Source organism: Actinacidiphila sp. bgisy167, assembly GCF_057707665.1.
Genome location: NZ_JBYIQP010000083.1, coordinates 1 through 20,279, shown reverse-complemented (window position 1 = coordinate 20,279; position 20,279 = coordinate 1). Strand labels below are relative to the sequence as shown.

The following is a 20,279-nucleotide window of genomic DNA, read 5'->3' as shown; positions in this document are numbered from 1 at the left end:
ATCGGCAGCGCAACTCGATGGCCACCAAGGGATCACCCGGCTAGAACTGGTGTGCGCCCGCACGGCGTCCCCCCTCGGCCGGATGCCCGGTCACCCCACACGAAGGAGCCTTGGTGGCACCACCTGTCCATCAACCCCCGCGCCGTTCGGCGATACCGCGGTCCATGGCGGCACTCGTCGCAGTCGCCGGCCTCGCCCTTTCCAGCGCCGCCGGCCTGACCCCGGCCGCCGCCGCGCCGCTTCCCACCCCTCCCGCCCTCGCCGCCCAGCACACGGGGCAGGCGCCGGAGGCCGGCGAAGCACCCACCGCCGGCCGGTACATCGTCACCCTGCGCGAGCCGTCCGCGGCGACGTACACCGGTGGCGTGGCGGGCAAGGCCCGCACCGCTCCGCGCGAAGGCGAGGGCCTGAAGGCCGGCTCGGCCGCCGTAAAGGCGTACCGAGGCTACCTGCGGGAGCGCCAGTCCGAGACGGCCGGCACGGTCGGCGCCCGGGTGATCTCGTCCTACTCCGCCGCCCTCAACGGCTTCACGGCCGAACTGCGGCCGCAGCAGGTCGAGGAACTCCGCAACGACCCCACGGTGGTGTCGGTGGTCAAGGACGACCTGCGCAAGCCGCTGGCCGTCAACTCCACGGACTACTTGGGCCTCAGCGGTGAGAACGGGGTGTGGGCCGGCAACGGCGGCGTCGCCGGCGCCGGCAAGGGCGTGGTGGTCGGCGTCATCGACACCGGCATCGCCCCCGAGAACCCCTCGTTCGCCGGTGCCCCGCTCGGCACCGAGCCGGGTGCGGAACCGTACCTGGACGGCTCCACGATCACCTACCGCAAGGGCGACGGGGGCACCTTCACCGGCACGTGCACCACGGGTGTCCAGTTCACCGCCGCCGCCTGCTCCACCAAGATCGTCGGGGCTCGGTACTTCGTCGACAACTTCGGCGTCGACCACATCGGCGACCCCGAGACCGGCGAGTACCTGTCGCCCCGGGACGGCGAGTCCCACGGATCGCACACCGCGAGCACGGCGGCGGGCGCCAACGGAGTCAAGGCCGAGGTCGCCGGGCATCCGCAGGGCACGATCTCCGGCGTGGCGCCGGCCGCCAAGGTGGCGGCCTACAAGGCATGCTGGTCCGGGCCCGACCCGACAATCCTCGAGGACGACGGTTGCGCCACCGGTGACCTGCTGGCCGCGATCGACGCGGCCGTCGCCGACAACGTCGACGTCATCAACTACTCGATCGGCGTCGCCGCCGGCGCCAGCAGCACCGACTCACTCGTGGACGAGGCGTTCCGCAACGCCGCCGTGAGCGGCATCTTCGTCGCCACGGCCGGTGGCAACTCCGGCCCTTCGGAGAGCACCGTCGACAACGCCTCGCCGTGGATCACCACCACGGCGGCGAGCACCACGCCGACCCGCGAGGCCACGGTGGAGTTCGGCAACGGGGCGAACGTGCTCGGCGCGTCCATCTCGCTCCCGGCCGACGGGACCGCAGTGACCGGCCCGCTGGTGGCCGCCTCTACGGCCGGGACGGCGCTCGCCACCCGCCCGCGGCTGTGCGGTCCCGGCGACCTGGACGGCTCCAAGGTCAAGGGCGCGATCGTGCTGTGCGAGCGCGGCACGTACGACCGGACGGCCAAGTCGGCCGAGGTCAAGCGCGCGGGCGGCATCGGGATGATCCTGGTGAACCCCTCGCCGGACTCGGTGGACCTCGACGCCCACGCCGTCCCGACCATCGCCGTCGACGCGGACGGCTACGACGCGCTGGTCTCGTACGCCGGTACCGACGCGCCCAAGGCGACCCTGGTGGAGGGCAACCCTCACCACCTGGCGTCGGCCGCGGTGCCGCAGATCGCCGGCTTCTCCTCCCGCGGCCCCCTGCGGGCCGACGGCGGTGACCTGATCAAGCCCGACCTCGCGGCGCCGGGCGTGGGCGTCCTCGCCGACGCCGCCAACGCCGCAGGCGGGAAGCCCAGCTTCACCTACATGTCGGGCACCTCGATGGCGTCCCCGCACGTGGCCGGTCTCGGCGCGCTCTACCTGGGCCTGCACCCGCAGGCGACCCCGGCCGAGATCAAGTCCGCGCTGATGACCACCACGCGGCCCACCGTGACCGAGACGGGAGAGGCGTCCGGCGACGTCTTCGCACAGGGCAACGGCCAGGTGGACGCGACCCGCTACCTGAACCCGGGGCTGCTGTACCTCAACGGCCCCGACGACTGGGCGCAGTACGTCGCGGCCATCAGGGGCGACCGCACCGCTCCGGCTGCCACCGACCTCAACCTGGCGTCGATCGGCGTCGGCTCGCTCGCCGGGCGGCAGACCGTGACCCGCACCGTGACCTCCACCGGGCCCGGCACCTACACCGCCGACGCGGTGCAGATCCCCGGCGTGGACACCGTCGTCGAGCCGAAGTCGCTGACGTTCACCAAGGCGGGCCAGTCCGCCACCTTCAAGGTGACCTTCAACCGCACCACCGCCCCGCTGGGCGAGTACGCCACCGGGTACCTGACCTGGCGCGACGGCAAGCAGACCGTGCGCAGCGCGGTCGCGGTGCGACCGGTCGCGATGACCGCGCCGGCGACCGCCGCCGCCTCCGGCAGCACGGGCCGGACGACCGTGAACATCAGCGGCGGTGAGGACAGCGACGTCCCGCTGAAGCTCACCGGGCTCGCCCGGGGCCTGCAGGTGCAGGGATCGGGCACGGTCGGCGGACCCGCGCGGACCCACGTCGTCGAGGTCCCCAAGGGAACGGACGTCGCCCGGTTCACCCTCGACGCCGCCGACGACGACTCGTCCGACCTGGACCTGTCGGTGTACCGGCTGAACGAGTACGGCGACACGACGCTGGTCGGACAGTCCGCCACCGACTCCGCCGACGAGCAGGTCGAGCTGGAGAACCCCGAACCCGGTCTGTACGAGGTCGAGGTGAGCTTCTTCAGCGGATCGGGATCCCTCGACTTCACCGCGTCCAGCTTCATGCTGGGCGACGGGAACGCCGAGGGCTCCTTCACCGCGCAGCCCGCCACGGCGCACCTGAAGGCCGGGACCACCACCCCGGTCGCCCTGTCCTGGAAGGGGCTACGGGACGGGTCCGTCTACCTCGGTCGCATCACGTACGGTGACACCGGGCACACCACCTACCTGACCGTGACCACCGACCCGCGCACCGGAGCGCCCCACACTCCGGGGGGCCGTGCCACGGTCACCGTCAATCCCGCCTACGCGGTACCGGGCCAGTCCGCCGTCGTCTGGGCGACGGGTCTGACCCCTGCCGTGGACTTCCAGATCCGGGTGAAGGGCTCCGGCAAGGTCCTGGCGAGCGGCCGCACCACCGACGACGGCGGCGTGGGCCGGGTGGTCACCCTCCCGTCCGCCATCGCCACCGGAAAGCAGACGCTCGAGGTCACGTACGGCAAGCACAGCGCCGGCGGCTCCTTCACCGTCAGCAAGCTGGTCCTGGGTGACGTCGGCCACGGCGACGCCCACGCCTTCGACGGCAACCCGCTGGCCTCGATGACCGGCGCCATCCGGGGCAAGGGCACGGTGCACGTCACCGTCCGCGGGACCTCCGGCACCTACCTGGACCGGACCCTGCCCATCGACGCCAGCACGCTGAACTGGTACGGCTGGGCGTCCGACCCGGTGGAGACCAGGGCGGAGAAGCTCACCGCCACCCTCACCGTGGTCGAGGCGCACGGACGTGCCGGGCAGAGCGAGTCGGCGACCTGGAAGCCGGCCGCGACGGCGGCGAGCACCGCGTCGATCACCGAGGACCGTTCGGCGAAGCACACCGCGAAGGTGAGCTACACCAACAACTCCGAGGTGGTCGCCTTCCCGACGCTGCGCTACAAGCTGACGGGCGGCGACCTGGTCTTCGCCACCCTGCAGGCCGATCCGCAGGACACGTTCACCCGCTCCTACGACACGACCGGAGTCGACCGCCTCGACCTCCTGCTCGACGGGGCGACCGTGGCGACGTACGGCAACAAGGACAGCGCCCGGAAGAGCGGCAAGCCCGCGATGGTGGAGCCGTTCTACGCGACCTTCCCGCACGGCGGCGCGGACAAGCACCATGACGGGCCCGCGTCGCTGAAGATGACGGTGACCCACCGCCCTGCCGCCTACAGCGCCGGTTTCGACCTCGCGGCGGGTGAGGGTTCGCAGGTCTACGCGGGCACATCGCTCCTGGTGAACGAGCCCATCCCCACGCCGGTCAGCGACAAGGAGGGCACCCCGGTCTCCCGGACCGTCACGGTGCCCGCCGGGCAGCCGCTGTGGGCCACCGCGTACTTCGAGATCAACGGCCCGATCTTCCAGGCCCTGGTCGAGCGGAGGCTCCTCGTGCCGGCGGTCGACGCCGACGACCTCGAACCGGTGCGCGCCTCCGGGTCGGCGCTGGTCGTCGACGCGATGCCGGGACAGGCCGCCGCCCGCTCCATCGTCTCGGTCACCGCGGCGGGCCTGTCGCCGCGGGAGCGCTTCACGGTGCGGCTCGACGGCAAGGCCGTCGGCTCCGGACAGGCGACGGCGGAGGGCTACGCCCACACGTTCGTCACCGTCCCGAACGGCCACGCGAAGAGCGTGACGGTACGGGTGACCGGCACCGGCGCGGACCGTACGGGTGAGACCGTGCTCGGGGTAACCCGCTAGCACCACCCATCGAACCGGCCCGGCCGGCGTACCCCCTCGGGTACGCCGGCCGGGCCGCTCGCGTTCGGCACCGGCACCGTCAGCCGCCGGCCCGGACGAGGGTGTCGGGCGCCGAGCCGCCGGCCGGGGGTGGCCCTGCTCCCGGCCCGCGGGCCCTCTTCTCCCCTGCTCATGCGGCGGCCGTCCGCCCGTGCGCTCAGTGCCGCTGTTCCGCCGGCGCCGACTCCGGCGGCCGCAGTCGGCCGCGGTTGGCGAGCCGGAAGAGCAGCCCGATGGAGGGGAAGATGAGGAGTCCGGCCACCACGGCCACGCCGAGTGTGACCGCCAGCGTGGCGTCCGGAGCCGCCGCCTCGCCGATCTCGACATGGGTGCCGAGCAGGTACGGATACTGGGCGACACCCCAGCCCAGCACGACGAGCGCGACCGCAGCCGCGGCGAGCCCGCGCAGGAAGCCCGTCCGCTCGCTCCGCAGCAGGACCATGCTCGCGACCCCGCAGACGGCGGCGAGCACCACCAGCGGCAGGGCGCGGTGGCTGAGTTCGCCGAACAGGCGCGGCGAGTCGGCTCGCAGGACGAAGATGCCCGCGATGCTGACGACTCCGGTCACGGCGGCGGCGAGCAGGGCCCTGGTGCGGAAGTGCCGCCGCAGGGCGTGGTCGTGCTGCTGGTGGGCGGCCACGTACAGGTAGGTGGCGGCGAGGTAGGCGCAGACCAGCACGGCCAGCACGCCGCCGAGCACCGAGGTGGGGTTCAGCCAGCTGGTGACGGGGTCCCCGTTGCCCGCCGCGGGCACGCGTCCGGAGGCGATGCCCCCGGCGATCGAGCCGAAGCAGTACGGAGTCAGGACGGACGACGCGGCGAACGCGACGCCGTACAGGCGCTGCTCGGGCGTGCGCAGCGAGGCCTTGCGGAAGGCGAAGCCGGCCCCGCGGAGCACGATGCCGAGGACGGCGATGCCCAACGGGATGTAGAGGGTCGTCGTGATGGCGGTGAACGCGCTCGGGAACCCCGTCCAGAGGAAGACCAGGCAGTAGACGAGCCAGGTGTGGTTGGCCTCCCACACCGGGCCGAGCGAGGTGTCGATCAAATGCCGGGGGCGTTTGCCGCGCTCTGCTCCGCCCGCGGTCAGGTCCCAGAATCCGGCGCCGAAGTCGGCGCCGCCGAAGAGGCAGTAGGCGATGACCCCGAGGAAGAGGAAGGCGGCGACGGCTTGCGGCATCACTCCTCCGTCCCGGGGCGCGCACCGACGGGTTCCGGTCCGGTGCGCGGGCCGTAGGGCACGTCCACGCTGTCGTCGCCCTCGGCCTGCCAGCGCCGCTTCATCGACAGCAGCACCGTCACCGCGCCCACGCCGACGGCCGCGTAGATGGCGAGCACCGCCCCGAAGAAGACCCACAGGTTGCCCTGGGTGGTCACCGCGTCGCGGGTGAGGAGATGGCCTACGACGGTCCAGGGCTGGCGGCCGACCTCCGTGACGACCCAGCCGCTCTCCAGGCAGGCCACGGCGCCGAGTCCGCTGAGCGCGCAGCAGCGCAGGAACCAGCGCTGCCGTTCCCAGGGGTGCTTGCGCCACCACAGCCAGGCGAACCACACGGCGAGGGCCAGCAGGGCGAAGGAGAGCCCGACCATGACGTCGAAGGCGAGGTGGACGGTGCTGACGGCCCGGTCGGAGGGGCGTACGTCCGCGGGGATCGCGTCGAGCCCCTTGATCTCGGTGGACGGGCGGAACCCGGCCAGCAGGGAGGCCATGTCCGGCACCGGGATCCCGTATCTGACCTGCCCGTCGATCAGCACGCCGCCGAGCGTCTCGGGGACGTGCGTGCCGGTCTCGGGCAGCAGCTCGATCGCGGCGAACTTGGCGGGCTCGGCATCGTAGACGTAGCGGGCGATGGTGTCCCCCACGATGATCTGCAGGGGCATCGCGACGGCGGCGGTGACGAATCCGATGAGGAACCCGACGCGGTGGTAGCGGGAGGTGCGGCCGCGCAGCATGCCCACCGCGTACACGCTCGCCACCGCGAAACCGGCGACGATGTACGCGGCGAGCAGCATGTGGAGGAACTCCCACCAGAAGGCTCCGTTGAAGAAGACCTCCGCCGGACGGACGGCCACGGTTTGTCCGTCGCGGAACGTGAAGCCTTGGGGGTGGTTCATCCAGCTGTTGGCCGCGATGACGGCGCCCGCTCCCCCGATGCTCGACAAGGCCACCGGGACACCCGTCCAGAAGTGCGCCCAGGGCGACAGGCGGTCCCAGCCGTAGATGTAGATGGAGACGAAGATCGCCTCGAGGAAGAAGAACAGCCCCTCGATGGCGAACGGGAACCCGAAGGCCGGACCGTATCCGCGCATCAGGCCGGGCCAGAGGATGCCGAGCTCGAAGGAGAGGACGGTGCCGGTGATCGCCCCCACGGCGAAGAGCACCGCGGCCACCTTCGACCAGCGCCGCGCGATCCGCAGGGAGTCGGCGTCCCCGTGGCGCAGACCGCGGTAGTTGGCGACGAGCATCAGCGTGGTGAGGGCGACGCCGAACGGCACGAGGATGATGTGGAAGCCCAGGGTGAACGCCATCTGCTGACGGGCCGGCAGCAACTGCGCCGGGTCTCCCGCCGCCGCGATTCCCTGGGCCAGGACTCCCCACGCGGCCCCCGTCACCACTCGTACCGCCCGTCAGCGGGCCGCCGGCGTTCCGGACCACCCGCGCATGCCATCGCCATCACATCGACCACGACCCTTTCGCGACAGAACGATCACGTTAGGCCACGATGGCCGATATATGAGGTAATGCGCATGACGGGAGAGGGGCGATGACCCTTTCGGGGGGCGCGGGTCGACATCCCGCCGGTGGCCGCGGGCGCTGCGGACGGGGCTGCGGCGGCCAGGGCCGCGGCGCCCCGTGCGCCACCTCTTGGCGCACGGCGCACGGCGCCCGGCCGGCCGCCCGCGCCGGCGTGCCGTGCGCGTCGGGCCACTCCTGTCCCGATGTCTCCTGCCGTACAACGACAGACAAGGAACCCATATGTGGGTCATCCTTGATGAGACGGATGTGCGACGCCTACGGGCCGCCGCCCGGCCGCCGCCGGAAGAGGGTGAGCGCATGCACACTGCGGATCTCCTGGCCGCCCCCGGCTTCGAAGCGGTCTCGCCCGACACCGTCCTGGCCAGGGCGATGCGGGACACCGCGGCGTCGGTCGGCGCGGTCTACCTGCTCGCCGCGGGGGAACCGGTCCTGCGGCTGGCCGTGCTGGGCGGCGTCTCCCGGAAGACCGCCGCGCCGTGGACGCGGGTGTCGCTGACCGACCACACCCCGGTGGCCGATGCGGTGCGCGAGCACCGCCTGGTATGGGTCGGCGGCCAGGACGAGATGGCGCGCACCTACCCCCGTCTCGCCCTCATGCTTCCGTACTCCTTCGCGCTCGCCGCCGCACCGGTCACGGACGGCACCACCGCGGCAGGCGGGCTGGTCCTCCAGTGGCCCGGCTCACGGCCGAAGGGCCCGACCCCACGGGAGCGGGCCGCGATGGACACCGCCTGCGGGGACCTGCTGCGGCTCCTTCGCCGCGCCGCGGACGAGGGCCGGCCTGTCGCCGCGCCCCCGGAGCCCCGCGTGCTGCCTGCGACGCGCCCGCGCGCGGTGTGGCCCGCCGAGGCGCAGTCCGCGGTGGACTTCGCCGAACGGCTCCCCGGGGGCTGCTGCACGCTGGACCTGGACGGCCGGATCCTGTTCGCCACCACCGGGGCGGCCGAGCTCCTGGGCGCCGAGGTCGCCGAACTGCTCGGCGCCTGCCTGTGGACGGCGCTGCCGTGGCTGGACGGGCCCGTCGTCGAGGACCGCTTCCGGGCCGTGCTGATCAGCGGGCAGCCCTCCTCCTTCAGCGCCTCGCCGCCCACGGGCCCGTGCCTTTCCTTCCATCTCTATCCGGACTCCTCCGGCGTCAGCGTCCGCATCGTCCCGACCGCCCTGCCCTCCGACCCCGCAGGGGTGCTCAGCCCCGCGCCCGCCGCCGAACCCGGCCGGGCGAACATCATGTACCACCTGATGCACCTGGCGGCCACGCTGACCCAGGCGATCAGCGTGCGGGACGTCGCGGACCAGGCAGCGGACCAGCTGCTGCCCGCCTTCGGTGCCCAGGCCCTGGCGCTGATGACAGCGCAGGACGGCCGGCTGCGGCTGATCGGCCACCGCGGCTACCCCTCCGACCTGCTGGAACACTTCGACGGTGCCCCCCTGAACTCGCAGACCCCCGCCGTGCGGGCGCTGACCACCGGCACCCCCGGCTTCTTCCCCGACTTCGCCGCACTCCACCAGGCCTACCCGCCCGCCGTGCTCCACGACGACATGAGCTCCTGGGCCTTCCTGCCGCTGATCTCCTCCGGCCGTCCCGTCGGCTCGTTGGTGATCGCCTACGAGCGCCCCCACCCGTTCACCGACGAGGAGCGCACCGTCCTGACCGCCGCCGCCGGGCTGATCGCCCAGGCGCTGGAACGGGCGCGCCTGTACGACGCCAAGCACCGCCTCGCCCAGGAACTCCAGGAATGCCTGCTCCCCCGGACGCTTCCGAGCGTGCCCGGCCTGGACGTCGCCGCCCGCTATCTGCCGGCCGGCCCCGGTATGGGCATCGGCGGCGACTTCTACGACCTCATCCGTCTGGGCTCACACCTCGCGGGCGCGGCCATCGGCGACGTGCAGGGACACAACGTCAGCGCCGCCGCGCTGATGGGCCAGGTCCGCACGGCTGTCCACGCCACCGCCGGGGCCCCGCCCGACGAGGTCCTGGCCCGCACCAACCGCCTGCTCACCGATCTGGACCCGGGGCTGTTCACCAGCTGCCTCTACGTCCAGCTGGACCTGGCGCGGCACCGGGCCCGCCTCGCCACGGCCGGCCACCTGCCACCGCTGCTGCGGCGGCCCGACGGCCGGGTCGAGGTCCTCGACCCGGCACCGGGACTGCTGCTCGGTATCGACCCCGCCGCCACCTACCCGCCGACGGACGTCCCCCTGCCGCCCGGCGCCGTGCTCGCCCTGTACACCGACGGACTGGTCGAGACCCCGGGCGGCGACATCGAGGAGGGCATCGCGGCGCTCGCCGCGCGCCTCGCGCAGCACGGGCCCGGGACGGTGGACGAGCTCGCCGACGCCCTGGTGCACCACGCCGAGCAGTCCCCCGCGCGCAGCGACGACATCGCCCTGCTCCTCATCCAGGCGCGGTGTGACGGGGGCTGACGCCGCCCGGCACGCCAGAGGAGCCCTGTACCAGCGCACCGCGACACAGCGCACGCGCACCAGCGAACACATCGCAGAAGGCATTTGCCTACACTGTTTAGGCAAACGCATAATGCCGATGGGAAGAAGGGAGACGCGCTGTGCCACGCGTAGGACTCACCGCGGAACGCCTGACCCAGGCGGGCGCGGAGCTCGCCGACGAGGTCGGCTTCGCCCAGGTCACCGTCTCGGCGCTGGCCGAGCGGTTCGGTGTCAAGGCCGCCAGCCTGTACTCCCACGTCAGGAACTCACAGGACCTCAAGACCAGGATCGCCCTACTGGCCCTGGAGGAACTCGCCGACCGCGCGGCCGAGGCCCTGGCCGGTCGCGCAGGCAAGGACGCCCTGATCGCCTTCGCCGACGTCTACCGCGCCTACGCCCGGGAGCACCCCGGCCGCTACGCGGCGGCGCAGCTCAGGCTCGACCCGCAGACGGCCGCCACCGGCGCCGGTGTCCGGCACGCCCGGATGTCGCGGGCAGTCCTGCGCGGCTACGGCCTACCGGAGCCGGAGCAGACGCACGCCGTCCGTCTGCTGGGCAGCGTCTTCCACGGCTACGTCAGCCTCGAACTGGCGGGGGGCTTCGACCACACGCCCGTCGCGGCGGAGGAGTCGTGGTCGTGGGCGCTGGACTCGCTCGACGCGCTGCTGCGCGAGCGGTCGGCCCGCTGAGGGCGTGCCTGCCGCCTCCCCACCGGGACACCCCGCCACACCCTGTGGCCACCGGCCCGCGAACCGCCCACGGACAAGCAGAGGACCATGCACGCGAACCCGGACTTGATCGCCACTCCCGTCACCGCCGAACTGCTGCGGGGCGCACTCGACGTGGAACGCACCCGCAGCGGGCTGCTCCCCCACCGCCTACCCGCCGCGGCCCGCCGGCAGATCCCGGACGAGCAACTGGCCACCGCGCAGGCGCAGCCGTCGGGCGTCCGGCTGGCCTTCCGCACCCGGGCCACCACCGTCGAACTCGACGCGCTCCCCACCAAGCGCGTCTACCGCGGCTTCCCGCCACCGCCGGACGGCGTGTACGACCTGCTGGTCGACGGCCGTCTCGCCGCGCAGACCACCGTGCCCGGCGGGAACGTCCGGGAGATCACCGACATGCTCACCCAGACCGCCGAGCTGCACGAGGGGCCGCCCGGCACCGCCCGGTTCGAGGGCCTGCCGCCGGGAGACAAGGACGTCGAGATCTGGCTGCCGCACAACGAGACCACCGAGCTGATCGCGCTACGCAGCGACGCGCCCATCGCCGCTTCCGGTCCGCGGGGCCGCAGGGTGTGGCTGCACCACGGCAGCTCCATCAGCCATGGCTCCAACGCCGCGCATCCGACAGCGACCTGGCCCGCCCTGGCCGCCGCCGCGGGCGGCGTGGAGCTGGTGAACCTGGGCTTCAGCGGAAGCGCGCTGCTGGATCCGTTCACCGCCCGCGCCATCCGTGACACGCCGGCCGACCTGATCAGCCTCAAGATCGGAATCAACATCGTCAATGCCGACGTGATGCGCCTGCGCGCCTTCGTCCCGGCGGTGGACGGCTTTCTCGACCTCGTCCGCGAGGGGCATCCGACGACACCCCTGCTGGTGGTCTCCTCCGTCCTGTGCCCCGTGCAGGAGGACACACCGGGGCCACTGGCGCCGGACGTCGACGGCGGCTCGCTGCGGTTCGTCGCCACCGGCGATCCGGCGGAACGCGCCGCGGGCCGGCTGACCCTCAACGTCATCCGCGACGCACTGGCCCGCGTGGTCGCCCGGCGGGCGGCCGACGACCCGCATCTGCACTACCTCGACGGCCGGGAGCTCTACGGCCCGGCCGACTACGCGGAACTGCCGCTGCCGGACGGGATCCACCCCGACCCCGCGGGGCACCGGCGCATCGGCGAGAACTTCGCCCGGCTGGTGTTCGCCGGCCCCGGCCCGTTCGCCGCGGCGAAGCGCTGACCGGCCGGGCGAACACCGGCGGGCCCGTGCCGGGCGGCCCGCTCTCGCGGTCGCCCGGGTCGGCGGTCGTCCGGGTCGTGGAGCCGCGCCCGACGCGTTCCCGCGACATCGTCACCCGCGGGGGCGGCGCCTTCGGCGTCGCCCCCGCGTCCGGCCCGCAGCGCCCGGTCAGACCCCGGTCCCGGGCTCGCCGGCCGCCGCGGAGGTCGCGGCCGGAACGGTCGGCAGGCCGGCGGCGGGTTCGCCGGCGGACGCGGCCTCGGGCGCGGCCGGTATCACGACGGCGGGCCTGCGGACGAGCGCCGCCGACACGGCGGACAGCAGCGCCAGCAGGACCACCACGGAGCCGTACACCGTGGCCGTGCTGTGCAGACCGAAGTCCGGCACGGCGAAGCCTGCCACGACGGCCGGAACGCTCAGGGCCAGGTAGCTCACGACGTAGAGCGACGCGAACAGCTCCGCCCGCTCCGGGGGCCGGGCCAGCGCCGCGAGGGAGCGGAAGGCGCCCAGGAAGGCGGCGCCGAAGCCCAGCCCCGCGAGCGCGGTGCCGACGAAGAACAGTGCCGTCGAGGGTCCGGCGAGGGCGAGCAGCGTCAGCCCGGTCCCCACCGCGAGCATGGCCGAGCCGCCGGTCATCATCCGCCGCGGCGCCACGCCGCGCAGGAGCAGGGAGGCGACGGCCGCCGCACCGAAGAGGGTGGCGACGACCAGGCCGCCGACCAGGTGGCTGGACAGGTGCAGCACCCCTGCGGTCAGCGAGGGGCCGAGCGCGAGGTAGAGCCCGCCGATCGCCCAGGTCGCGACGAGGCAGGGCGTCGCGACCAGGAAGGCGCGGCGGGCCTGCGCCGGTACGGCCGCACGGGGCCGCAGCGAGGCCCAGGCCCCCGGGCGCGGCGAGACGGGATCGGGCAGGTACAGCACCAGTGCCGCGAGCACCACGAACACGGCGGTCAGCAGGACGAAGACCAGGTGGGTGGGGGCCGGGCCGTACTCCACCAGCAGGCCGGCGCCCAGCGCCCCGACGGCCAGTCCGGTGGCCGAGGCCAGGGTGTTCAGCAGCGAGCCCAGGGCCGAGGTGGGCGAGGGCTGCAGGTCGATCAGCCCCGCGCTGATGGCCCCGGCCGCCGCGCCCGTGGCCACGCCCTGCAGGATGCGGGCGAGGAAGAGCGCGCCCACCCCGCCCGCGGTGAGGAAGACGACCATGGCCGCGGCCTCGACGACCAGCGCCGCGAGCAGCACCGGCCGCCGGCCGACGTGGTCGGACAGCCCGCCGACGCTGAGCAGCGCCACCAGCAGCGCCAGCACGTAGACCGCGAAGACCTCGGTGAGGACGGTCGGCGAGAAGCCCCACTGGTGCTGGTAGACGACGTAGAGCGGGGAGGGTGCGCTGGAGGCGGCCAGGAAGGCGAGCAGGGTGGCGGCGAGCAGCCAGAAGCCGACCGGCCGCGGCAGTCGCCGCTCGCGGCGATGGGTGTGCATAGGGGGCTCCGAACGGTTCCACAATTATCGAACCATTCGAGGAAAACACACAGCCGCCGATTGTTCAACTATTATCGAACCATGACTGGAGCCCCCCGGGAACTGCCGCATCCCGACACCGCGGACCTGGTGCTGACCGACGTGCTCTTCGCCCTGAGCGACCCCTCGCGGCTGGACCTGGTGCGCCGCCTGGCCGACCGGCCCCTGGAGGGATCGGCCTGCCAGCCCATGAACGGGGAGATCCCCAAGTCCACCCTCTCCCACCACCTGAAGACGCTCCGCGAGGCCGGGGTGATCCGCAACGACCCGCACGGCCGGCAGCGCCTCATCAGCCTGCGCCGCGAGGAACTGGAGAGCCGATTCCCCGGACTGATCACCGCCGTCCTCGACGAGCCGGGCGCCGCTCCCCCCGACCCGCCCGGGTTGATGGGGCCGATCGGCCCCTGACGGGCCGGTCGACCGCTCGGCTGCTCAGCCGGCCAGCGGGGCCGCACGCGGCGAGGTGGGACCCGCGTCGCGGTAGAAGATGTCGATGTCGACCTCCTCGCCGCCGACGGTGACGGTGTCCCATGGACCACTGTCCCGCAGGGTGCGCAACGTCTCGCCGCCGAGACTCCCCAGGTGCCGCCGCAGCGTCTCGTCGTCCGGCATCCCGGCGATCCGCGGCGCCAGGCGTGCCCGGATAGCGCGCACCTGCTCCATGAGCGCGTCGATGTCGCCCTCGCGGTCCGGCTCGGCCGCGGCGCACTCCTCGATGCTCCGCGCGATCCGGTCCTTGATCGCCTGGCCCACCCCGTTCTCGTCGGTGGTGATCATCGCGTTCCAGGCACGGCTCTTGTGCCGGTACTGGAGCATCGACATCGCCGCCTCGTGGCGTACGAAGTCCGCGTCCCGCAGCGCCCGGCCGCGCCAGGTGCCGCTGAGCGTGCGGGCCAGCGATATCGCCGAGGCGAGACCGCTGTTCAGGCCGCGCCCGGGCCAGAAGTGGATGGCGTTGGCGGCGTCCCCGAGCAGGAAACCGTACGTCCCGGGAGTGGTCGCGGTCGCCGGGTGCAGACGGGCCGTGAAGCGCGGGCGCTGCACCATGTCCAGGCGGAAGGCGGTGATCGCGCTCAGGTCCTGCTCGTCGACGTCGAAGAGCGCCAGTCCCTCCTTGACGCGCTGCCACAGCGGCGATCCCTTGATGAGGGCGGGCAGGAAGAACGTGCTGTGCGTGGAGCAGTGGAAGTCCCCGTGTCCGTCGCGGCTCATCACACAGGGCCGGGAGGCGACGCACTGCTCGAAGACCTGCCGCACGGGGTCGATCCCGACGACCTCCCGCGCCTCGGCGTCGGTCAGCCGCATGTTCAGGAAACCCTCACCCCGAAGGGAGTTGAGCAGGAAGCGGTTCTGCGCGACGGTGAGCAGGACGGTCATGGGGTCGGAGAGCCTCGACCGTACGCGCAGGCCCAGCACGACGTCCTGCAGGTGCACCCCGTCCAGCGAGTAGATGGAGGTGTCGGCCGTCCCGAATCTGGCGGCGAAATGCTCGCGTGTGCGCGACCGGCCGCCTTCGCAGATCGCCAGGACGTGCTCGGAGGCCACCGCCTCCGCATGCTCGGCCGCGTCGAACCGGGCGGGGACCAGGCGGATGCGCTCGCGCTTGCTGCCGGCCAGGTCCAGCAGCGTGTCCTCGACGTACGCGATGCGGATGTTGCGCGGGTTGCGACCGCGGATCGAGTCCGGGCCCGCGGGCCACATCTCGCTGTACGCGCCCTCCGTGAACAGCCGGTCCTGCATCTCCTGGGGCAGGTTCAGATACTGCCGGCTCTGCACCGTCACGACCTGCTGCCGCCGGACGTTGCCCTGGCCCTCGTCCTTCCAGACGACGCGGTCCCCGTCCTGGGTCCAGCGGCCGTCATAGACGGTGACGAACACCCGCCGGCCCATCAGGTTCTCCAGCAGGAGGGCGAAGGCCAGCCCCACCGGACCGCCGCCCGCGACCGTCACCCGCAGCACCTGGCCCGGCTCCGCCGGTTCCGAGGGCGGCACGAGCGCCTCCAGCAGCGAGAGGTCGAGGATGGTCTCCATGGCGTCGGCGGCCTCGAAGCGGAAGGTCTCGTCACCGATGGCGATCTCGTCGCCGGGCTGCAGCACATGCGAGGTCACCCGCTCCCCGTTGACCCGCGTCCCGTTGCTGCTGCCCCGGTCGTAGAGCACGAAGCCGTGGCCCTCGCGCCGCACCTCCGCGTGCAGGCGGGACACGCTGACACTGGCGATCACCACCGTGTTCCCGTCCTTGCGCCCGAACGTGAGGGGCTTGTCGCCGATCCCGAACCTCTCCCCCGCCAACGAGCCGCGACGCCCAACTATCTCAGGAGGCATCAATCCCTCATCTCCCCATGCCGACGAACCCCGGACACCCGCACAGTCCGTGGCTGCCCACGCCGCGCACCGGGGGAAACGCCCCCGGGGCAAGACAGAGCGGAACAGCCCCGCGCGGCGGCTGTCCGCTACGGCCGGCGGGCCCGGCCGACTCCGTCATCCGGCGGATTGACATGGTGCGCGGACCGGCCGGGGCACGCTGGCCCGGCGCCGTGCGCCCGGCCCGCCCGCCTCACCCGTTCGGAGCAGCGGGCGGGGCGTCGGCGCGGTCCGCGTACCGCCCGGCGGAAAGCGGGCTGACCAGCGGCGCCGCGGACACCGAGGCGGTTCGCTCGATTTGCGTTCGACACGCCCGGGAGGACGATGACGGACGGAGCCCGTTGCATCCGGTCCGGTCGGCGGCACAGCGTCCACCGACCGTTGTTCGCGCCCGCCGGCGTGACGGCCGCGCGGAAGGGAGCAGCCGTGTTGATATCCGCCGTGCTCGTCCCGCTCATCCTGCTCGCCGCCGTCCTCGCGCCCGGCTGGTACCAGGCATGGAAGGCCTACTGCGAATCGGTCCGGTTGCCCGTGTCCCCTCCGGAGGCCGCCGAAGCGGGGGGCCTCCACCGCCGGAGCAGGTGGCAGACGGAGCTCGCCCGGCTGCGCAGCCGCCGACCGCAGGACTGACCCGTCTGCCGCACCCCGCCCCTCGGCCGTGGTCGCCGAGGGGCGGCGTACGCCGACCGAAGCGACGCTCACGTCAGCGGGCACCGGCTCGGAAGAGCCCGTGCACCGCGCCCTCCTGGTCCTGCCGATCCGGCCCGAACCGCAGGGCGCACCCGTTCACGTGCCGGCCAGCGCCTCCGTCGGAGACATGCGCGCGGCGCGGACCGACGGGTACAGGCCGGCCAGTCCGCCGATGGCCAACGTGGCGGCCACGCCTCCCGCGGAGGCCCATACGGGCACGGTGGTCGGCCATCCCCGCGTCGTGGCGAACACCCCGGTCACGGCGGTGCCCAGGAGTACGCCCGCCACTCCGCCGAGTGCGGCCAGCAGCAGCGACTCGGCGAGGAACTGCAACCGGATCTGCCCCTGTGTGGCGCCCAGGGCGCGGCGCAGACCGATCTCGGAGCGACGCTCCAGCACCGAGATGACCATCGTGTTGGCCACCCCGATCCCGCCCACCAGCAGAGCGACCGAACCCAGGCCCAGAAGGAGTCCGGTGAAGGCCCGCTCCGAAGCGTTCCTCGCCACGAGGGCGTCGGAGGGCCTGGAGACCGCCACTTGTTCGGGGTGCTCGGGGTTGGCGGTGGGGGCCAGGACGCCATGGACGTCGAGGACCGCGTCGTCCCGGACACGGGTGTAGACGGTCGTGGGGTGTCCGTCGAAACCCAGTTCCGCACGGGCGGCGCCCCACCCGACGAGCGCGGCCCGATCCAGTTGGGGCGCGAGAGGGGACGGGGCGAGGACTCCGACGACGGTAAAGCGTTTGCCGCCCAGCACGACCTGGACGCCGTTCGGGCCCTCCGCGGCCGAAGCGGCACGCAGTTCGTGGATCCCGAGGGTGTTCGCGGTGTCGGCGCCGAGAACGACCACGGGCAGCCTCGCCTGCGTGGCATTCGGCCAGTGGCCGACGACCAGGGGCACACGCAGTGCCTCCGGGAGGCCCTGCGTCGCCGCGTAGACGGCGATGCTGCCGCTGAGCGCTGTGGGGATGTACTCGTTGCGGTAGACCGCGGCACGCGGGAGCCGGCCGACCGCGGCGACGGACTGCACGGGGCCGACCCGGCGGATCATGGCCGGGGCCGTCTCCGGCAGCTCCTGTTTCTGCCCGGTGCCGTGGTCCGTGCCGGGACCGACGGTGAGCAGGTTCGTTCCCAGGGCGGCCAGTTCCCGGTCGAGTGCCGTGCGGCTGGAGCTGGAGATCCCGACGACGGCGGTCATGGCGGCGATGCCGATGGCGAGGCCGAGCGCCGACAGCACGGCCCGAAGGGGCCGGTAGCGCAGTCCGCTGCCGCCGACCCGCAGGACGTCACGCGGCCGCAGCCGGAAGGGCCTCAGGGAGCAAGGAGTGGTCTGCATCAGCGGCGCTCCGTCGCAGTGTGATGGCCGGGGCCGCGGCCACGGCCTGTGGCGGCCCGGTCGGCGAATCCGGTCGTGGCCTCTCCGGCGCCGTCGGCCGCGCCCGTGGCCCGATCGCCGACCACGGCGCCGTCCCGGAACTCGATCCGGCGCGGCAACCGGGCGGCCACCTCGGCGTCATGGGTGATCAGCACCAAGGCCGTGCCAGAGGTGTGCAGTTCCCTGAGCAGATCCATGACGGCCCCGCCGGAAGCCGTGTCCAGATTGCCGGTGGGCTCGTCGGCGAGCAGCAGTGGCGGCTCGCCGACGATGGCGCGGGCGATCGCGGCTCGTTGCCGCTCGCCGCCCGAGAGTTCATGCGGTCGGTGGTCGGTCCGGTGTCCGAGCCCGACTCGGGAGAGCGCGGCCAGGGCACGGCGTGTCCGTTCCCTCCGGGCCACGCCGCAGTACAGCAGGCCGTCGGCCACCGCCTCCACGATGGGGAAGCCCGCCGGGAGATGGAACTGCTGGAAGACGAAGCCGATGTACATCGCGCGCAAGGCGGACAAGCGGCGATCGCTCAGCTTCGACACCTCGTGCCCGGCGATGGCGACCCGGCCCGCGGTGGGCCGGTCCAGCGTGCCGATGAGGTTGAGCATCGTGGACTTCCCCGAGCCGGAGGGGCCGACGATGGCGACCGCCTCGCCCGGCCCCACCGTCAGGCTCACATCGCGCACGGCGGCCACACCGCCGCCGTAGGTACGGCTCACACGGTCCAGGACGACGACGGGGTCGGCGCTCATCGCGCGGCTCCCACCTTGTCACCCGCGGCCAGCCCGTCGCCGGAGACCTCGACGCGTCCGTCCACGAAGAGCCCGAGACGCACGGCGACGACATGACTGCGCCCGTCGCCGTCCAGCACTTCCACACCGTGGCCTCCACCGGACAGCGCGAGAAGCGCCGGCACGGGAACGGTCAGGACGTTCTCGTGCCGACCGGCGAGATACCGGCCCGTGAGGGTGCCGGCCTCGCGACCGGTCCCGGCGGTCACGACCGACGGGTCGGCCAGGGAGACGGTGACGTCCTGGACGTTCTCTCCACTGTCGCCGGTGCGCGGGGCGCCGACGGACACGACCGTGGCGTCCGTGCTCCTGCCACCGGCGGTGTACACCTTCAGCCGCACGCCCTTGACCGCCAGTTCGGAGTCCGCCTCGGAAATGGTGAGCTTGGCCTTCGGGGTGGTCCCGGTCACCGTCAGCAACTCGGACACCGCGGCGGCGCCGATGGCCGCACCGCGCGCGGCGACCCTGCGCGCGCCGTCGGCGTACACCACGTCTCCGAGGACGATCCTGCCGGTCTCCGGCGCGCCCAGGGCCTTCTGCCAGCGCTTCACGGCGGCTTCGACTCCGGCGGTGTAGGTGTCACCGGGTGTGAATCCGCCGTAGCCCAGCGCGCTGAGGTTGGTGGTGAACTCCTTGACGTCCTCGCCCTTGATGTCCAACGCCAGTTCCCTGTAGGCGGGGAGCTCGCTGTAGAGGAGGACGACGGGGCGGTCGTCGACCCGGGCGAGCACGTCGCCGCGGCGGAGCACGGTGCCGGGTGCGGGCAGCCATGTGACCGTGCCTTCGGCGTGTCCGGTCAGGGGCTGTGCGCGGCCGTACGTCGCGGCACCCGACACGGTGATCCAGCGCTCCATCGTCTTCCGCGTGACCTCCGCGGTGGCCGGAGGGGACACGCTGGGGGCAGCGGTTTCGACGTGGCCCTCGAGGACCTCGAAGGAGGCCGCGCCGGCCACCACCACGGCCACTGCCGCAGTCCCGCCGATCGCCAGAAGCGCTCGGCGCCCCTTCCCGGAGCTCTTCCGACGGCTCATCCGGCCACGCCCTGGCTCTCGGACTGCGGGTAGAGATGGTCGCAGGCCTCCCCGGCCTTCCGGGCCTTCGGGTCCAGCTTGAAGTTGTACGTCGAGTCCTCGGGCTTGTCGCCGGTCTCGGGGTCGGGGTCGGGAAATTCCGTCGCCCCGTTCTCCCGCATGCACGCGGCGTACTGCCGCAACTTCTCGATCTCCTCCGGCTTCCAGTGGGGGCCCTCGTCCAGTGCCGGCATCTTCGACGCGCACGCCCGGTGGGCGGGGTCCATGACAGGTATCTGGCCCCCGTCGGCCAAGGTGACGACATTGCCCTGCGGGTTGTCGGGGTCGGGATCCCTCACATCGAGGCCGTGTTCGCGCAGGCACCGTACGAAGGGCATCCAGTCGGTGCCCCCGCCGGCCGGGGGCGAGGCGGCACTCGCCGTGCCGTCCGGCACACTGGCCACCTGCGGCCCCTGCGCGGCCCCACCGCCGCATGCCGAGAGCGCCGCGACAGCGGCGACGATGAGCGCCGATGGGACGAACAGCCTGGTGAGTGTGGTCATTGATCGCATCTCTGGTTCTCCGATGGCCGAGTGGCAGCGTCCTTCAAAAGCACGCAAAATTTCCGGTCACGCTGCTGCCGACATCCCAACAGACCGCCGGTGAGAGGGCAGTGAGCCTTCGCGCTCACGGAC

The 20,279-nt window shown here is 72.9% G+C and carries 14 protein-coding genes; 6 read left to right on the top strand and 8 right to left on the bottom strand.

Features of this window, described 5'->3' with window-relative positions; translation table 11 throughout:
- The first annotated feature begins 164 nt into the window (after positions 1 to 164).
- On the top strand, positions 165 to 4,649 hold the full coding sequence (locus AC3ET4_RS25380) for a S8 family serine peptidase (RefSeq protein ID WP_431953263.1): 4,485 nt from the start codon (positions 165 to 167) through the stop codon (positions 4,647 to 4,649).
- 196 nt (positions 4,650 to 4,845) lie between these two features.
- On the opposite strand, the gene AC3ET4_RS25375 is transcribed toward AC3ET4_RS25380, so the two are convergent.
- Together AC3ET4_RS25375 and AC3ET4_RS25370 are read right to left on the bottom strand one after the other, a co-directional pair.
- Positions 4,846 to 5,868, bottom strand: coding sequence for a cytochrome d ubiquinol oxidase subunit II (locus AC3ET4_RS25375; RefSeq protein WP_431953261.1), 1,023 nt, complete (start codon positions 5,866 to 5,868; stop codon positions 4,846 to 4,848).
- A complete protein-coding gene (locus AC3ET4_RS25370) occupies positions 5,868 to 7,301 on the bottom strand; it encodes a cytochrome ubiquinol oxidase subunit I (RefSeq protein WP_431953259.1) in 1,434 nt (477 codons plus the stop codon). The genes AC3ET4_RS25375 and AC3ET4_RS25370 overlap by 1 nt, the downstream gene beginning before the upstream one ends.
- A gap of 442 nt (positions 7,302 to 7,743) precedes the next feature.
- Here AC3ET4_RS25370 and AC3ET4_RS25365 point away from each other — a divergent pair, with 442 nt between their 5' ends.
- From AC3ET4_RS25365 to AC3ET4_RS25355, 3 genes are all read left to right on the top strand, one after another.
- Positions 7,744 to 9,870 carry a SpoIIE family protein phosphatase gene (locus AC3ET4_RS25365; protein WP_431953257.1) on the top strand — a complete coding sequence of 709 codons (2,127 nt, stop codon included), beginning with the start codon at positions 7,744 to 7,746 and terminating at the stop codon, positions 9,868 to 9,870.
- Between the two features lie 140 nt (positions 9,871 to 10,010).
- Complete coding sequence (locus tag AC3ET4_RS25360; protein ID WP_431953255.1) at positions 10,011 to 10,580, top strand: TetR/AcrR family transcriptional regulator; 570 nt, start codon at positions 10,011 to 10,013, stop codon at positions 10,578 to 10,580.
- Positions 10,581 to 10,667: 87 nt separating this feature from the next.
- On the top strand, positions 10,668 to 11,846 hold the full coding sequence (locus AC3ET4_RS25355) for a GDSL-type esterase/lipase family protein (protein ID WP_431953253.1): 1,179 nt from the start codon (positions 10,668 to 10,670) through the stop codon (positions 11,844 to 11,846).
- A 168-nt stretch (positions 11,847 to 12,014) separates the two neighbouring features.
- Here the strand turns inward: AC3ET4_RS25355 and AC3ET4_RS25350 are convergent, their stop codons facing one another.
- Positions 12,015 to 13,325, bottom strand: a complete 1,311-nt coding sequence (locus AC3ET4_RS25350) for an MFS transporter (RefSeq protein WP_431953251.1) — start codon at positions 13,323 to 13,325, stop codon at positions 12,015 to 12,017.
- 81 nt (positions 13,326 to 13,406) lie between these two features.
- Here AC3ET4_RS25350 and AC3ET4_RS25345 point away from each other — a divergent pair, with 81 nt between their 5' ends.
- Complete coding sequence (locus AC3ET4_RS25345; RefSeq protein WP_431953249.1) at positions 13,407 to 13,772, top strand: ArsR/SmtB family transcription factor; 366 nt, start codon at positions 13,407 to 13,409, stop codon at positions 13,770 to 13,772.
- 24 nt (positions 13,773 to 13,796) lie between these two features.
- Here AC3ET4_RS25345 and AC3ET4_RS25340 read toward each other — a convergent pair whose 3' ends face one another.
- On the bottom strand, positions 13,797 to 15,689 hold the full coding sequence (locus AC3ET4_RS25340; RefSeq protein WP_431953247.1) for an FHA domain-containing protein: 1,893 nt from the start codon (positions 15,687 to 15,689) through the stop codon (positions 13,797 to 13,799).
- 465 nt (positions 15,690 to 16,154) lie between these two features.
- Between AC3ET4_RS25340 and AC3ET4_RS25335 the strand changes: the two genes are divergently transcribed.
- Positions 16,155 to 16,358: a hypothetical protein gene (locus AC3ET4_RS25335; protein ID WP_431953245.1), complete on the top strand. Its 204-nt coding sequence runs from the start codon at positions 16,155 to 16,157 to the stop codon at positions 16,356 to 16,358.
- Between the two features lie 156 nt (positions 16,359 to 16,514).
- Here AC3ET4_RS25335 and AC3ET4_RS25330 read toward each other — a convergent pair whose 3' ends face one another.
- Genes AC3ET4_RS25330 through AC3ET4_RS25315 form a run of 4 tightly spaced genes read right to left on the bottom strand, consistent with a single transcriptional unit; the run spans position 16,515 to position 20,147 of the window.
- Positions 16,515 to 17,753: an ABC transporter permease gene (locus AC3ET4_RS25330; protein WP_431953243.1), complete on the bottom strand. Its 1,239-nt coding sequence runs from the start codon at positions 17,751 to 17,753 to the stop codon at positions 16,515 to 16,517.
- Entirely contained in the window at positions 17,753 to 18,535 is a 783-nt protein-coding gene (locus AC3ET4_RS25325) for an ABC transporter ATP-binding protein (RefSeq protein WP_431953241.1), read from the bottom strand. The genes AC3ET4_RS25330 and AC3ET4_RS25325 overlap by 1 nt, the downstream gene beginning before the upstream one ends.
- On the bottom strand, positions 18,532 to 19,605 hold the full coding sequence (locus AC3ET4_RS25320; protein ID WP_431953239.1) for a peptidoglycan-binding protein: 1,074 nt from the start codon (positions 19,603 to 19,605) through the stop codon (positions 18,532 to 18,534). The genes AC3ET4_RS25325 and AC3ET4_RS25320 overlap by 4 nt, the downstream gene beginning before the upstream one ends.
- Positions 19,602 to 20,147: a hypothetical protein gene (locus AC3ET4_RS25315; protein WP_431953238.1), complete on the bottom strand. Its 546-nt coding sequence runs from the start codon at positions 20,145 to 20,147 to the stop codon at positions 19,602 to 19,604. Before AC3ET4_RS25315 ends, AC3ET4_RS25320 begins: the two co-directional genes overlap by 4 nt.
- Between the last annotated feature and the right edge of the window lie 132 nt (positions 20,148 to 20,279).